This is a genomic window from Paenibacillus sp. FSL K6-2862 (genome assembly GCF_038005125.1).
GTDB classification, from domain to species: Bacteria; Bacillota; Bacilli; order Paenibacillales; family Paenibacillaceae; genus Paenibacillus; species Paenibacillus illinoisensis_A.
This window is the reverse complement of the sequence record NZ_JBBOSN010000001.1, coordinates 6,465,599-6,479,975: the sequence shown is the minus strand read 5'-3', so window position 1 is coordinate 6,479,975 and position 14,377 is coordinate 6,465,599. Positions and strand designations below refer to the sequence as shown.

Sequence of the window (14,377 nt, the reverse complement as noted above, 5' to 3'; positions counted from 1 at the left end):
GCCGAGAAAAGGAACATCAATTTCAGGGGACAGGTAACAACTCTACTTCTATTCTATATGAAACAAGCCTTGATCTGTACTCCTTCAGGTGAACTTTACCAAAAAAATCTTTTGGACTGCGAGCGTTATTCATTCTCCCCTGAGAAGGGGTATAGAAGAAGTAAATATGTGCAGGTGGAGGGGAGAGGCGTTTATGCGTCAAGCCATGATCATTAGCAATCCGTCATCGGGAAAAGAAGAGGCGCAGCAGTACGTGGCCCAAGTTCAGGCAATTTTGGAATCGCAGCAATATCAAGTAATGATTAATGAGACAGCTGGGGTAGGTGATGCAACCAGTTACTGTCTGGACGCCTGCCAAGGTGGCTGTGATCTGGTCATATCCATTGGGGGAGACGGCACACTGCATGAGACCATTAATGGCATGATGGATCAGAAGCATCGTCCCAGGCTGGGTATTGTGCCACTAGGTACAGTGAATGATTTTGCCCGTGCGCTCCATCTGTCTCTCGATCCGGATGAAGCCATTAAGCAGCTTGGTTCAGAACAGATACGCAAGGTGGATCTGGGGAGAATTAATGATCGTCTATTCGCTAATGTGGTGGCAGCCGGTTCTTTGGCTGAGGCGTTATCTTCTGTCTCATCAGAAGACAAGTCGAAGCTGGGCTCCCTGGCTTATTTGAAGGAGGGATTGAAGGACCTCGTATCCTCGCACGCCTATCCTTTGAAGATTGAATACGATGGGCTGACGTGGGAGGGTGAATCCCCATTGTTTCTTGCTGCGCTAACCAATTCGGTTGGCGGATTTGAGAAGCTGTCTCCGGATGCAGTCGTGGACGATGGACTGATTCATTGTTTTGTAATCCGCAATATCAGTGTGTTCAACAGCCTGACACTGGGAACCTCCTTATTGTTTGGGCATCTGAAGGACCATAAGGATGTGGATTATTTTACGGCAAAAGAGATCCGGGTAAGCTGCACGGAATCGGTTCGCACCAATGTGGACGGGGAGGAAGGGCCTGCACTGCCTATCCAGATCAGCGTCCTGCCTCAACATATTGAAGTGATCGTGCCTCAAGAAATGTAAGCCTGCCGAGAAATGGAGACAAAAACGACCATTTTTCCATATAAGATGTCTAAAAATCCATTGAAACCGATTGCAGATCTGTGTCACAATCAAAGCTGGAAGACAAGTATATACCAATATCCGAATATGGAGGGAAATCACCTTGAGAACAATAAAACTTGGCAGCAGCTCACTTGAAGTACCAGTTGTGGCCGTAGGCTGCATGCGAATCAATTCACTCAGCAACAAAGAGGCAGAACAATTTGTTCATTCCGCCATGGAAGTCGGTGCGAACTTCTTCGACCATGCTGATATTTATGGAAACGGGGCATGTGAAGAGATTTTTGCAGAGGCGATACAGATGAATCCCCAGATTCGTGAAAATATGATTTTGCAATCCAAATGCGGTATCCGCAAGGGCATGTTTGATTTCTCCAAAGAGCATATCCTGAATTCAGTGGATGGCATTCTGCAGCGTCTGAAAACCGAGTATCTTGATGTTCTGCTGCTGCACCGTCCGGATGCATTGGTTGAGCCAGAAGAAGTGGCTGAAGCCTTTGATCAACTGGAACGTGAAGGCAAAGTGCGTCATTTCGGCGTATCCAACCAGAATCCGAACCAGATTGAACTGTTGAAAAAATACGTGAAACAGCCGCTGGTAGCCAACCAGCTGCAGCTGAGTATTACCAACACAACAATGATCTCCAGCGGGATCAACGTGAACATGGAGAACGATGCAGCTGTGAACCGTGATGGCAGTATTCTGGATTATTGCCGTTTGCACGATATCACGATTCAGCCATGGTCTCCGTTCCAATATGGCTTCTTCGAAGGTGTATTCCTGGGCAGCGACAAGTTCCCGGAACTGAATGCCAAGATCGACGAGATTGCAGCCAAATATGATGTGAGCAACACCACCATCGCGATTGCGTGGTTGCTGCGTCACCCAGCTCAAATGCAGCCTGTAACTGGCACAACGAATATTGAACGCCTGAAGGACTGTGTGAAAGCCGGAGATGTTCATCTTACACGCCAGGAGTGGTACGAAATCTATCGTGCTGCCGGCAACATCCTGCCTTAAATCTGATTCACAAACAGAGTCGTGGAGTCTACTCTCTCTTATACGAAAACACGAGCGTTTATTCGGCTCGTGTTTTTTGTTTTTTCCTGATTTGATGCGAGTTCATTCCCGGTATAAAATAGGGGAACGGGGTTTATTTTACCAAAAGGATTAAATTGTAATTAATACAAATTAGTTGAAATTATTATGTTGACCCTTTCTTTTGGATTACATATAATTACTTTTGCAAACCGTTAATCCTGTATATGGCTTTAATTTGGGAGGGTGGTGTTCGTTTGGAGCCGACAACCACGATTCGCGATCATTTAGAGAATTATCTAAAGCGCGAGCAGATGTCCATCAGTTTTTTTTCGGAAGCATCGGGTATTAATTCGGGTACGCTGAGCAATATTTTGAACAAAAATCGCCCGATTGCGATGCAGCAGTTGGACCGAATCACTTCAGCCATGAAGCTTGAAGAAGGCCATTTCTATGAATTGTATATAGATGAGTGTTTCGTTCATGCTACCCCCGATTGGCGAAGACTGGGCCCCTTCCTTCACCGTTGTGCGGAGTTAGACAAGCTAAATTGTATTGAAGAGGTTATCCAATTGATGATGGATAATCTATCGTATATTCCCCTTTTATTTGATCTGGCAGAGGAATTCTACCACGAAGGTAGATTTAAACCAGCCATTCTCTTATATGAAACGATCGCCGAGAGTGAGAAAATGCAGCATTCGGAGCGTCTCGCTCTATGTCAGTATCGGCTGTTCAAGTTGGGTTTGACCAATGACCAGCAGAGAAACCTGATCATCGCAGCCAAATTCGAGTATTATGTCGATCGCCTGGATGAACGATATCAGTTGGATGCTCTTAATGAACTGATCAATGCTTTTGGAGCGTTACACCGATGGAGCAAAGTGCAGGAGCTGTCTGAGAAGCTAAAGGTGAAGGCAACTATTCATTATGAATTGAATGGCAGAAGAAAACAGGAAGAAACCAAAAGGCCTATAGTTTTCTATATCCTTTATTCTGATTTGGCTGCTGGAAGCGCATGTTATCATCTTAAGGATTACGACAGTGCTTTAAAATATGTTTCATTATATGCGGATAACAGCTGGGTTAAAGACCCCGATCAGGATGAAATTCTGGTTATGACTCAGTTCCAGGAATGGGCTGAAGCAAATCGTTATATCTATCAATTGATGGCTGGGCAGTTTGAGGTACTGCCTTCCTATTTAGAATATATATCTACCAAGGAAAATGAAATCTTTCCTGCGCTTTGCGATATAGTCACCGCCGCTAATCGTTATGGTGAAAATATCGATTATGTTCTTGAACAGTATCAATCCTATTTTACGTATCAGGAACAGAGTAATCGAATTGGAAAGGTTAGCAAGCAGGTTACAGATGATCGTTATTTACGTCTTTTAGCTGATCTCGGAGCGTATTATCTAAAGAAAGATGAATATCATAAAGGCTTGGGATTTGTGCTTGATAGTTTAAGATTTTCTATTGAAATTAGCAGCGGCAGGGGTATGCTAAGGGGTATCGGATTGTTTGAACAGTATAGGGATTATGCGACCGATACAGCCAAGCAGCAGTACAAAATGATCATTAGTGAGGTGCAGAAACTCAATGAAGAGAAAGTTGGCTTTGCTGATAGCTACATGTAGCATTGTGGTAAGCATACTAACTCCTGCAAGTGAGCCTGACTTAAGTACGGATGCTCCAAACCCTGCAATTATGAGAACCGCTGATCATGGATTTGGCACTTAACCCGATTAGAAAATGGGAACGCTTCTGAATTTTCATTCAGAGGCGTTTTTTTGTTTGCCTTTGCCATGACAAAGGAGGGGTGGCTCCATCTTAAATGGATGAACTAACTTGATCCTGTTGATTCAAAAAATCAAAATACGGGATAGTCGGCTATTTACTTTTGGATATCTGTGTACTATAGTTAGTTACATGAGTAACTAACCAATTAACCTAAATAACGAAAGTTGGATTGGCATGAAATCGACTTTGGATGAATCACAGCCCATATTTCATCAAATTGCCATGATGATTATGGATGATATTGTGGAAGGCAGATTACAAGCGGAAGAGCAGGTTCCATCGACGAATGAGCTCTCGCGGTTCTACAATATCAATCCGGCAACAGCGCGCAAAGGGCTGCAGGAGCTTGTGGACAGAGGAATCATTTATAAACAGCGAGGTGTTGGGATGTTTGTCGCCAAAGGAGCAAGAGATGCACTGCTGGTCGAGCGAAAGCAGCATTTTTACGAAGAATACATTATGCCACTGCTCGAGGAAGCCAGACGGATTCATATGAATGAAGACATGATTATTGATCTGATTAAAGGCAAGAGAGACAAGGAGAGTGAGTCATGATTCGTGTAGATCAGGTAAGCTACGGTTATCATCAGACACCTGTTTTGGACCATGTCACATTGCATGAAAGTGAGCCTGTCATTAGTGCGATCTGGGGGAGAAACGGAGCCGGGAAGACAACACTTATGAGTTTGCTTGCTGGACATAACCGTCCTGATCAGGGCAGCATTCAAGTCATGGGGGAGGACCCCTATAATAATCTGGCTGCTCAGAAGCATCTCTGCTACGTTCAGGAGAATCACCCACTGGGCAGGAATTGGACGATAAGTGACCTGGTACGATTCGGTCAGTATTTCCATCCAGAGTGGAATCAGGATTTGGCGGAGCGGTTAATTGATCTGTTTGAGTTACCGTCCAAAAGGAAGATCGTCAAATTTTCCAAAGGAATGAAAACAGCTGCACAGATGGTTCTTGGCCTCGCAAGCCATGCGAGTGTTACCATTCTGGATGAGCCGACCAACGGGCTGGATGCAGAGAAGCGCAAATTTTTCTATAATGTCTTGCTTGAAAGTTATGAAGAGCATCCCCGTTTGATTCTGGTTTCTACCCATCATATTGAAGAGATTCAGCCGTTATGTGAGTCACTCATCGTGCTCCATCAAGGCGGCGTACTGTGTCATGAACAGATGGAAGAGATGCGCGAAAAGGGAATTCTCCTAACAGGGTTAATTCGTGATGTTGATCGGGTTACCCAAAGCGAAAACATCATTGAGTCTGCACAGCTCGGGTCAACAAAAAAAGTGATGATCGATGCTGCTTACTCCAAGGAGTGGAGAGATATAGCGCAGGCACATGGTCTTTCCATTGAAAAAGCTACCCTGCAGGACTATTTAGTAAACCTGACGCGGAAACAGGAGGTGCTTAAGGGATGAATGCAGTAAAAGGCACAAATCGACTGATTCTGGATGATATGCGTTGGTATCTGATGCTCTTCTCACTCATTACACTTATGCTTACGGCAGTATATCTGGCAGTGGGTTTCATATTTGATGTTGCTTTTACCACTCAGCTGTTCGGGCCCATGTACGGGGGAATCTGTGCATTTGCCGTGGCAGGCCTCATTACGCTGTACCCCGTTGCAATTGGACTGGGGAGCACCCGGATTCAGTTTCTGAAATCCTTCTATCTCATCTCTGCATGGATGGTGGTTGGTACCATTACCATTCTGAATGTGATCTATCTAATTATGCATCTGCTTCATGAAGCGGGATGGCTTGGTGTAACCTTTTATCAGTTGGGTAGGCTGCACTCAAGTGATTATCAATTCCTGTCCTATCTCTGGATTGACTTGATGATCGGATTTCTTGTCCTCGGGTTATCTATCTTTTTGACGGTTTGCTGGATACGGCTGGGGATGCGCAATTTCCTGATCCTGTTCTTCGGCTTGGGCCTGATTCTTACACTGGCTTTCGTTTTGTCCGACCTGAGTGTTCTAGTAAAATGGTTCACGAGTATCAACATCCTGGTGTTTGCCACGGTCTTGGGGGCTTTGAGCTGGGGGTTGATTCTATGCACCTATCCCATGATGAAGAATGCGCCGCTTACGATGAAGGGCAGAAGAGAGTAGCAGAGTTACCGGTATACGTTAGAAGGCTGTGTGGATCTCTGGAATCAAACGTAAACAAACACGAGTGCATCACTGCCTCGTGTTTTTCTGTATATAACTGCCTGCACCTGTAATCTTCTTAGCTTGTTTCGAGTAGAATGCTTCGTCCGAGATCCTTCAAGTGTTCCATGGCACTCTGATAGGGATAAGGTCCATAGCTTACTCGGGCTACCCCGAGCCTTGCGAGCTGTGCTGGTGTTGGTTCATTAGATGTCACCATTACGTTTACTGGAATCGGGGAGCGTTCACATAATTCCTGAATGAGTTGTGGGTCCTGTAGACCTGGAACGAATAGCCCGCTGGCTCCTGCCTCTGCATAAGCGTGGGATCGTACTAGGGCTTCTTCCAGGTGGGATGAGGTATGCTGCGCTGGGGCCGTTTGCAGAAATATATCCGTACGAGCGTTGATGAATAGGGGAATGTCCATCCGTTCAGCGGCTTCCCGAGCGGCTCTCAAGCGCAGGACGAGTTCCTCAATGGCATAGAGACCTGTTCCACCAGGAAGTTGATCTTCGATGTTAATGCCGACAGCACCATGTTCAATTATTCGGATGATATTCTCCTTCACTTCTGACGCATACCTGCCATGCCCTCCCTCAATATCGATGGTAACAGGCAGTTTAGTGCTGGTTGTGATGCGAGCCAGATTGGAAAGCACCCATTCAAACGGCATGATCTCTCCGTCCTGCTCACCATGAGCCGCGGCAACAGACCAGCTTCCGGTGGCTATGGCTGTGGCTCCAATCGATTCAATGGCTTTTGTACTTCCGGCATCCCACACATTGATTAGCACGAGTGGATTACCTTTGATGTGCAGCTGGTGAAATAGCTCTGCTTGTTCCTTCAGGGTATGCATAGGATGATTCTCCTCCGTTATATCGTTATTAATGGATTACTTCACTGACTATGTCTCAACGAATTTGTTCATAAGCAGTCTTCTCATGGGTTAATAGCCAGTTCTTGCGAGTGAGGCCACCGCCGTACCCACCCAGATCACCACTTGTATTAATGACCCTGTGGCACGGGATTACAATGGCCAGTTGATTCGCTCCATTGGCCTGTGCGACTGCACGGCATGCGGATGGTTTACCCAGTGCAACAGCGATATCCTGATATGACCTTGTTTCGCCTGGCGGAATCGCGATAAGCTGCTCCCAGACACTCTTTTGAAATGGTGTTCCTAAACAGAACAACGGTGTATGAAATGCCGTTAAAGTCCCGTCAAAATACGCCGCCAGTTCCTTCTCTATGGAGCGAATAGGTTCAGTTACACCAGGCACAATGGCGGACCTGGTTCGTTTCCGAAGGCGCTCCACTTCCCGCTCCAGACCTCTGCGATCCACAAATTCAAGCAAATACAGGGCTGTATCATCTGCCACAGCCATCATGGGTCCGAGACGTGTATCGATCCAGGAAGCCTTCAATACCTGACCATCATCCACTTGAGTAGGAGCAGCGCCCATAATTCGGGAGAAAGCATCCCGGAAGCCGCTGCTGGATTCATAACCGGTCGAGAGCTGGGCATCGATAATGGTACGGCCTGAGCGGATATTCTTCAAAGCTAGTCCCATACGACGTGCGCGAGCATACTCCACAAAGGTCATGCCGAACCGCTTTTTGAACTGGCGGCGTGCCGTGGACTCATCGATGGACAAATCCTTGAAATCCTGGCCTTTCCAGCGCTTTTCTGGATTGTTCTCCACGGCCTCGACCAGTATTCGGACTACATCGGATACCTGGTTGGGGTGGGATAATGGACGGCAGCGCTGACAGGGGCGAAATGAAGCGAGCAGTGCCTGCTGTGCGGTCTCGTAAAATTCACAGTTTTCATATTTGGGCTTCCGTGCAGGGCAGGTAGGGCGGCAGAATACACCTGTCGTTTTGACACCAACATAGAATAAACCTTCGTATTCCGAATCTTTGGCAACCAGAGCCTGATAATATTGTTCTTTCAGTTCAGCAGAGATCATTAAACGCACGTCCTTACGGTTTTTGTTCCAGCTAGCAAGATGCAGTCCTTTCGGAAGTCACATCTGTCTTTGTTATTATAAAAAAACGATGCGCAGGGCATCGCCGAAAATCAGGCATGAATATTTTTATTTCAATGCAATGTGTTTCTTTCCTCCAGTCCAGTTTACCAAAAAGATCCCCAGGAATATAAATAACCCGCCAATATAAACGTAGCTCTGAATAACCTCCCCAAGAAGCAGCCAGCCGGATAGTATGCCAAAGAACGGGGCTAGAAAAAGAAAGGCACTTGTTTTGCCAGGATCACCTTTGCTCAGCAGGTAGTACCATGTAGCAAACTGAACAATGGAGCCAAGCAATGCCAGGTATAGAACAGCGCGAATGGAAATGGCGTTAAGCTCCAGATGTGGTGTCTCCAGCGTTAAACTGAGCAGTAATAGGAGCAGGCCGCCGAATAACATCTGGTAAGCGGTCAATACCCAGGTGCTAAAGCGGGTCCCCCACTTTTTTACGAGTAAAGTAGCAATGGCCCAAGACAAGGCGGAGCCTATGCCCAGCCACGTTCCTTCTGATAACTGCAAGTGAAATCCCAACGTAACAAACACTCCTATAATACCAATAACGACACCTATCCACTGATAAAACCGGTACTTCAGATGGAGAAACAGACCTCCCAGAATAACAACCAATAACGGATTGGTAAACGTAAGAATAGAGGTCTCTCCAGAAGGAATGGTACGCATACTAAGAAAGATGCAGGCCATAACCCCGGTCGTCTGGAACATACCAATAACGAATAATCGGGTCCAGTCCAGTAAGGTGGAGGGAAGATTTTTGTTCCACACCCATAGTGCCATGAGTCCCCCAGCCAGTGTAAAACGGATACCTACGAGAAGAAGTGGAGAGATATAAGCGAGCCCGATTTTGCCAACAGCAAAAGAAGAACCCATAAGCGAAGTGGCAATGATGACAAGTATGATGTAAACCAAGCGATTCAATATGTTCCCCCCCTAAATTCGGTAATGCCTTTGTCTAACCAAGGTAACACGTCAATAGTTAAGAACTCATCGAAGTGTGGCTGTAATGATCAAATTCGGTGGGTTTACATATTATGGAGCTTCATGAGGGACGATATGGTGTAGTGATTAATAAGGCATGTGTCGTTTACATGGATTAGACCAAGATGGAAGGAGTTCCAATGATGAAAAAGAACACGAATACATTTGCTCTTTGGGCATCAGTGCTTTGCATCCTGCTGCTGATCAGCGCCTGTGGCGCGAAAAATAACAATGAATCGGTTCAGGAACACGCTTATCCGCAATCCAAGCAGCCTATCGAGGAAGCGGGAAAAGGCTCCATTCCGAACTCGGATGCCAAACAGGGCAATGAGGACCCGGCGAATACGGCGGATGGCGATGAAGGGAAGCTGACTGCCCAATCCGATTCATCAGCAAATGACGAACAGATCACCATTCAAATTGACCAATCGGACAAGCCGACAGAAAATAACAAAAGCTTTGACTTCTCTGTGAGCCAGGTGCCAGAGGGCTACACCCTCTCTGAGCTGCGTTGGACATCCAACCAGATTACCATTATTAACTCACCTGCAGAGGCCATTCAGCATGGTGGTGACGGTAAAGAAGGCTTCTATATTAGCGGGAACGGACAGTTCTCCGGCTTTATGTATTCGGATGAGATGAAGGGTGAACGGGGTAAAATCACACTTGTCTACAAGAATGAAGCGGGTAAGGAAATACTGGCCGAGCAGGAAGTTCAGTTGAAGAAATAAAGAATGCAGCCGATATTGAACTGCACCCCAATTGTTGGACACCATCTAACGATTGGAGGTGCAGTTTTTTCGTTTGGCACGATATCTAAAAATGCATCTTGCGTTAAGCGTGGTCTGCTCTACATGAAATCGAAGAAATAACGAACGACATGAAACATGACCGGAGAAGTGTAGGTCAGGCTGTCGACCCGACTTAGATAGCTTTTTTTGAGTGCATCGAATTTGTTGTCGTCCCCGATTAACAAGTCGCGCTTGAGTACAGACACCGTCAGACTTCCGAAGAAACCGGCAAGGCTGATCAATACACCGATAAAGATCCCGAATTGCCAATCGAACGGAGTCAGATAAGGGTGAATGAAATAGGAGGCTGCCGTTGTGATGACGAATGCACAGGCGAATCCTTCCCATGTCAAAAATGGATTGGCTGTGGGTACCACTTTTCGTTTCCCCAGATAGAGGGAGACCAGATAGTGGACCACATCGTTAAGCTGTGTTAACACTACAAGGAAGAGGACCAGCTTCGACCCATACTCCGGTGTTGCGAACGGAAAGTAGGCCAGATGGCTGAGTCCAAATACCATTAGCATCAATCCCCACTGCGTAGAACTTACACTTCGCAGGAAGCCGACTGTTCCCTTATTAATCAAGCGGGGCAGAGGCAGCACGAGGAAGACATACAGCGGAATAAAGACGATAAACATCCCATACCATCCAATATAGATCCAATAGAACTGCACTGGTATAGCGAGATAAGCCCATAGGAACAGCCGGCGGTCAGCCTTTCGGGTGCTGCGGATCATGGAGAAATACTCTTTGAGCGCGAAGAACGCGAGTACCATCAACGAGATGAGGGAAACAATCGGATTGAAGAGCGTAGCGAGACAGAAAATGACGAGCATGCCCCACCAGGTCTTGATTTTGTTGCCGATGCCCGAATAGTCCTTATCCGGCTGAAGCTTGGCAATGATTTTGTACACGATATGTATGACGAGTAATGCTGCAAAAATGAGCGTTAATGTGAAGAGCGAGCTGCTCACGAACCAATCACCTGCTTATTCCAGAAGTAAGATCCCATAATTGGGTACCTATGTTATTATGAAGGAATAGTGCCAACTTGATAAGGGGAAATTTCGTTATGACAGCCGACCGTTCAATCTACATCCTGCTTACGAATACAGGGACACTGTTTACCAAGGTTATTCAGAGTTACACCAGAGCACCATACAATCATGCCTCGATCTCTTTCAACCGGGAATTATCCGAGCTGTACAGCTTCGGCCGCAAGCACCCGAACAATCCGCTGAATGGCGGTTTTGTGAAGGAGGATATTCAGACGGGTACATATAGCAAATATCCAAATACGACATGTGTTATTTATGAGCTTCAGGTTACGGATCGCGAGGTGGAAAAAATGAAACGCGTGCTGCAGATCTTCATCCGCAGCCGTCAGAAGTACATGTATAATCTGCTGGGGGTCATCGGCATTACCCTGAAGGAGCCAGTGGAATTCAGCAACTCTTACTTTTGCTCCCAGTTCGTGGCGGAAATCCTTCAACGTTCGGGAATTAAGCTGTGGAATAAGCTGCCTGCACTGGTGACCCCTGATGATTTTCGACAAAGCGATCGCCTGAAGCTGGTGTACGAAGGAAAGTTAAGCGACTATAAGCCAGTCACCTAAATGCAGAACAGCCTGCTGTCTCGGATCATTGAGCAGCAGGCTGTTCTTGTTACAGGGAGGATCTCGCCGAATGATCAAAGTCCACTTCTTCAATAAACTCAATGACTTCGCCGTTTGGGGGATGAACCGGAGCATTTTTTACTTTTATCTTGTTGTGCATATGCACAATGAATTTCGTCCTTTCATCAATATTTATTTGATGCGCCAGCCTCTATAATGAAAGCGTGTTCAACGAGAGCAAGGGGGCAATCACAATGGAGGCTTTAACTATTAGTTGGATTGGCGCACTGGCAGGGCTTGCTATTGCCATCATATTGATCTTAAGGAAGCTGAACCCGGTCTATTCTTTATTTCTGGGGGCAATTGTAGGCGCTTTAATTGGTGGAGCAAACCTGGAAGAGACCGTAAATATATTGGTGAATGGTACGCAAAGCGTCATGGGCACCGTGCTCCGCGTTCTTGCGGCAGGGGTTCTGGCAGGTGTCATGATGGAGTCTGGAGCTGCAGAGACAATAGCTCAGGCGATTGTGCGAAAATTTGGTGGAAGCAAGGCAATTCTGGCATTGGCACTGGCCACGATGATTATTACAGCTGTTGGGGTATTCATCCCCGTTGCCGTACTTATAGTGGCACCAATCGCACTGTCTGTGGGTAACAAAATGGGCATTTCCAAATTGGCCCTGATTCTTGCGCTATCTGGCGGTGGTAAGGCGGGCAACATTATCTCTCCGAATCCCAATACGATTGCAGCGGCACGTGGATTCGATCTGGATCTCAGCAATGTCATGCTGGCAGGGGTGATTCCAGCCATCTGCGGATTAATTGTAACCGTTATCGTCGCTTCGATGCTCAAAAATAAAGGCGTAATGGTTACTGATCAGGAAGCGGAACAAGGTGAAGTGGATACCTCACAGTACCCGCCACTGAAAAAGGCGATTGTTGCACCTCTGGTAGCCATCATTTTGTTAATGATTAACCCGATTGGTTCCATAACAGGGGTAGAAGTACTATCCACGTTCAAAGTGGATGCGATGTATATTCTGCCGCTTGCCGGCATCATCGGCATGCTGGCGATGGGACAAGGTAGAAACATTGTGAAGTACACAACTTCCGGATTGAATAAAATGACAGCGACCGTGCTTATTCTGATCGGCGCGGGCGGGATTGCGGGTCTGATCTCTGCATCCGACCTGTCAGGTCAGGTGGTTAGTTTAATTGAAGCATCCGGCATCTCAGGTACTTTCCTGGCGCCGATTGCGGGTATTCTGATGGCAGCAGCCACTGCCTCTACATCAACCGGTGTCATTCTGGCAACAGGCTCGTTCGGCGACGCGATTCTGAACATGGGAACGGCTCCGCTCGCAGCAGCGGTTATGGTGCACACCGGGGCGACCGTCATTGATTCTCTGCCTCAGGGCAATTACTTCCACGTTTCGGCTGACAGCATGAAAATGACGATCCGGCAGCGGATGGGTGTCATTCCTTATGAAGCTATTGTAGGTGGGACGATGGCGACTGTAGCCACATTACTATACGGATTTATCCTCTAATAACAAGGATGGGGTGAGAAGAATGGGAAAGAAGACATTTGTACTGGCACCGGATTCGTTCAAGGAGAGCATGACGGCGAAGGAAGTCTGTATTGCGATGGAAAAAGGATTGCGTAAAATCTATCCGACCGCCAGTTACATCCATGTGCCGATGGCAGACGGCGGGGAGGGGACCGTGCAATCATTGGTGGATGCTTCGAACGGTGTCATTCACCGGAAAGAGGTGAGCGGGCCGCTTGGTCAACCGGTCATGGCGCAGTATGGCATTCTGGGCGACGGCACCACGGCAGCCATTGAGATGGCATCAGCCAGCGGCATTCATCTGGTAACCCCGGACAGCAGGGACCCGCTCCGCACGACCACTTATGGAACAGGCGAATTGATTCGGGCATGTCTGGATCTTGGCATTCGCAAAATCATTATCGGAATTGGTGGCAGTGCCACCAACGATGGCGGCACAGGCATGGCTGAGGCGCTCGGCGCGAAGTTTCTGGATGCCCAAGGGCAGCCACTTGCTCGTGGCGGTGGGGCTCTGAACGAGTTGACCCATATCGATGTGTCGGGTTTGGACCCGCGTTTGCAGGAAGTAGAGCTCATTGTAGCCTGTGATGTGACCAATCCATTATGCGGAGAGCATGGTGCTTCAAGGGTGTTCGGGCCGCAGAAGGGGGCTGCACCGGAAATGGTACAGCTGCTGGATGCCAATCTCTCTCATTATGCGGAGGTGGTGAAACAGCAGCTGGGCAAGGATATTCGGGATGTTCCAGGCGCAGGAGCAGCGGGTGGACTGGGTGCAGGATTGCTGATTTTTACCCAGGCCGTTCTGCGTAAAGGTATTGAGATTGTCATCGAATACACAGGTTTGCAGGGCAAGCTGATTGATGCAGATGTGGTGTTTACAGGTGAGGGCGGCATCGATTTTCAAACAAAATTCGGCAAGACCCCGTATGGCGTTGCACAGGCTGCCAAAAAAGCGGGCAAACCAGTCATCGCCATTGCAGGGTACGTTGGTGAAGGCATTGATACGCTGTACACGGAAGGTATTGATGCTGTATTCGGTATTGTACCGGGGGCAGCCGATCTGGGTAAGCTGCTTCGTGAAGGGCCGGAGAATGTGGAGCGGACCATGGAGAATATTGCAAGAGTGCTGAAGTTGGGTTTGTGATCTTGATTATCAATCGGGATGAAATGATAAATGAGAGTATAACGGAGACGGGTTGCGGATCTGCCAGCGTGCAGATGCTGCATGCCCGTCTCTCTTTGTTA

General features: G+C 47.3%; 14 protein-coding genes. 10 read left to right on the top strand and 4 right to left on the bottom strand.

All coding sequences use genetic code 11. The features are described from left to right. Positions 1 to 193 precede the first annotated feature (193 nt). The 6 genes from MHB82_RS29295 to MHB82_RS29270 all read left to right on the top strand — a co-directional run bounded on the left by MHB82_RS29295 (position 194) and on the right by MHB82_RS29270 (position 6,087). Positions 194 to 1,084 (top strand): diacylglycerol/lipid kinase family protein, encoded by an 891-nt coding sequence (locus tag MHB82_RS29295; RefSeq protein WP_095360280.1) that lies wholly within the window; start codon positions 194 to 196, stop codon positions 1,082 to 1,084. 142 nt (positions 1,085 to 1,226) lie between these two features. Continuing rightward, the gene (locus MHB82_RS29290) at positions 1,227 to 2,144 is read left to right on the top strand and encodes an aldo/keto reductase (protein ID WP_341176504.1); all 918 of its coding nucleotides are present in this window, start codon (positions 1,227 to 1,229) and stop codon (positions 2,142 to 2,144) included. A 275-nt stretch (positions 2,145 to 2,419) separates the two neighbouring features. After that, entirely contained in the window at positions 2,420 to 3,802 is a 1,383-nt protein-coding gene (locus MHB82_RS29285) for a helix-turn-helix domain-containing protein (protein ID WP_341176503.1), read from the top strand. 337 nt (positions 3,803 to 4,139) lie between these two features. Beyond that, a complete protein-coding gene (locus tag MHB82_RS29280) occupies positions 4,140 to 4,520 on the top strand; it encodes a GntR family transcriptional regulator (RefSeq protein WP_095290679.1) in 381 nt (126 codons plus the stop codon). After that, positions 4,517 to 5,392, top strand: a complete 876-nt coding sequence (locus MHB82_RS29275) for an ABC transporter ATP-binding protein (protein WP_341176502.1) — start codon at positions 4,517 to 4,519, stop codon at positions 5,390 to 5,392. The genes MHB82_RS29280 and MHB82_RS29275 overlap by 4 nt, the downstream gene beginning before the upstream one ends. Beyond that, positions 5,389 to 6,087 (top strand): hypothetical protein, encoded by a 699-nt coding sequence (locus tag MHB82_RS29270; RefSeq protein ID WP_341176501.1) that lies wholly within the window; start codon positions 5,389 to 5,391, stop codon positions 6,085 to 6,087. Before MHB82_RS29275 ends, MHB82_RS29270 begins: the two co-directional genes overlap by 4 nt. A gap of 118 nt (positions 6,088 to 6,205) precedes the next feature. On the opposite strand, the gene MHB82_RS29265 is transcribed toward MHB82_RS29270, so the two are convergent. The 3 genes from MHB82_RS29265 to MHB82_RS29255 form a co-directional block, all read right to left on the bottom strand. Further along, entirely contained in the window at positions 6,206 to 6,982 is a 777-nt protein-coding gene (locus tag MHB82_RS29265) for an isocitrate lyase/PEP mutase family protein (protein ID WP_341176500.1), read from the bottom strand. A 55-nt stretch (positions 6,983 to 7,037) separates the two neighbouring features. Beyond that, positions 7,038 to 8,096 carry a bifunctional transcriptional activator/DNA repair enzyme AdaA gene (locus MHB82_RS29260; protein WP_341176499.1) on the bottom strand — a complete coding sequence of 353 codons (1,059 nt, stop codon included), beginning with the start codon at positions 8,094 to 8,096 and terminating at the stop codon, positions 7,038 to 7,040. Positions 8,097 to 8,222: 126 nt separating this feature from the next. Next, complete coding sequence (locus MHB82_RS29255; protein ID WP_341176498.1) at positions 8,223 to 9,092, bottom strand: DMT family transporter; 870 nt, start codon at positions 9,090 to 9,092, stop codon at positions 8,223 to 8,225. 203 nt (positions 9,093 to 9,295) lie between these two features. Between MHB82_RS29255 and MHB82_RS29250 the strand changes: the two genes are divergently transcribed. After that, a complete protein-coding gene (locus tag MHB82_RS29250; RefSeq protein WP_341176497.1) occupies positions 9,296 to 9,883 on the top strand; it encodes a hypothetical protein in 588 nt (195 codons plus the stop codon). Between the two features lie 119 nt (positions 9,884 to 10,002). Here the strand turns inward: MHB82_RS29250 and MHB82_RS29245 are convergent, their stop codons facing one another. Then, positions 10,003 to 10,920 carry a phosphatidate cytidylyltransferase gene (locus MHB82_RS29245; RefSeq protein ID WP_095290686.1) on the bottom strand — a complete coding sequence of 306 codons (918 nt, stop codon included), beginning with the start codon at positions 10,918 to 10,920 and terminating at the stop codon, positions 10,003 to 10,005. 98 nt (positions 10,921 to 11,018) lie between these two features. Between MHB82_RS29245 and MHB82_RS29240 the strand changes: the two genes are divergently transcribed. The 3 genes from MHB82_RS29240 to MHB82_RS29230 all read left to right on the top strand — a co-directional run bounded on the left by MHB82_RS29240 (position 11,019) and on the right by MHB82_RS29230 (position 14,276). Beyond that, positions 11,019 to 11,561 carry a hypothetical protein gene (locus MHB82_RS29240; protein ID WP_095360269.1) on the top strand — a complete coding sequence of 181 codons (543 nt, stop codon included), beginning with the start codon at positions 11,019 to 11,021 and terminating at the stop codon, positions 11,559 to 11,561. A gap of 254 nt (positions 11,562 to 11,815) precedes the next feature. Next, complete coding sequence (locus MHB82_RS29235) at positions 11,816 to 13,111, top strand: GntP family permease (protein ID WP_095360268.1); 1,296 nt, start codon at positions 11,816 to 11,818, stop codon at positions 13,109 to 13,111. Between the two features lie 22 nt (positions 13,112 to 13,133). Continuing rightward, complete coding sequence (locus tag MHB82_RS29230; protein WP_110758256.1) at positions 13,134 to 14,276, top strand: glycerate kinase; 1,143 nt, start codon at positions 13,134 to 13,136, stop codon at positions 14,274 to 14,276. Positions 14,277 to 14,377 lie beyond the last annotated feature (101 nt).

What these genes read in the sequence shown, in the direction of transcription:
- MHB82_RS29295 (WP_095360280.1), top strand. Translation starts at nt 194, where the DNA reads ATGCGTCAAGCCATGATCATTAGCAATCCGTCATCGGGAAAAGAAGAG.
- MHB82_RS29280 (WP_095290679.1), top strand. Translation starts at nt 4,140, where the DNA reads ATGAAATCGACTTTGGATGAATCACAGCCCATATTTCATCAAATTGCC.
- MHB82_RS29275 (WP_341176502.1), top strand. Translation starts at nt 4,517, where the DNA reads ATGATTCGTGTAGATCAGGTAAGCTACGGTTATCATCAGACACCTGTT.
- MHB82_RS29270 (WP_341176501.1), top strand. Translation starts at nt 5,389, where the DNA reads ATGAATGCAGTAAAAGGCACAAATCGACTGATTCTGGATGATATGCGT.
- MHB82_RS29265 (WP_341176500.1), bottom strand. Translation starts at nt 6,982, where the DNA reads ATGCATACCCTGAAGGAACAAGCAGAGCTATTTCACCAGCTGCACATC.
- MHB82_RS29260 (WP_341176499.1), bottom strand. Translation starts at nt 8,096, where the DNA reads ATGATCTCTGCTGAACTGAAAGAACAATATTATCAGGCTCTGGTTGCC.
- MHB82_RS29250 (WP_341176497.1), top strand. Translation starts at nt 9,296, where the DNA reads ATGAAAAAGAACACGAATACATTTGCTCTTTGGGCATCAGTGCTTTGC.
- MHB82_RS29240 (WP_095360269.1), top strand. Translation starts at nt 11,019, where the DNA reads ATGACAGCCGACCGTTCAATCTACATCCTGCTTACGAATACAGGGACA.
- MHB82_RS29235 (WP_095360268.1), top strand. Translation starts at nt 11,816, where the DNA reads ATGGAGGCTTTAACTATTAGTTGGATTGGCGCACTGGCAGGGCTTGCT.
- MHB82_RS29230 (WP_110758256.1), top strand. Translation starts at nt 13,134, where the DNA reads ATGGGAAAGAAGACATTTGTACTGGCACCGGATTCGTTCAAGGAGAGC.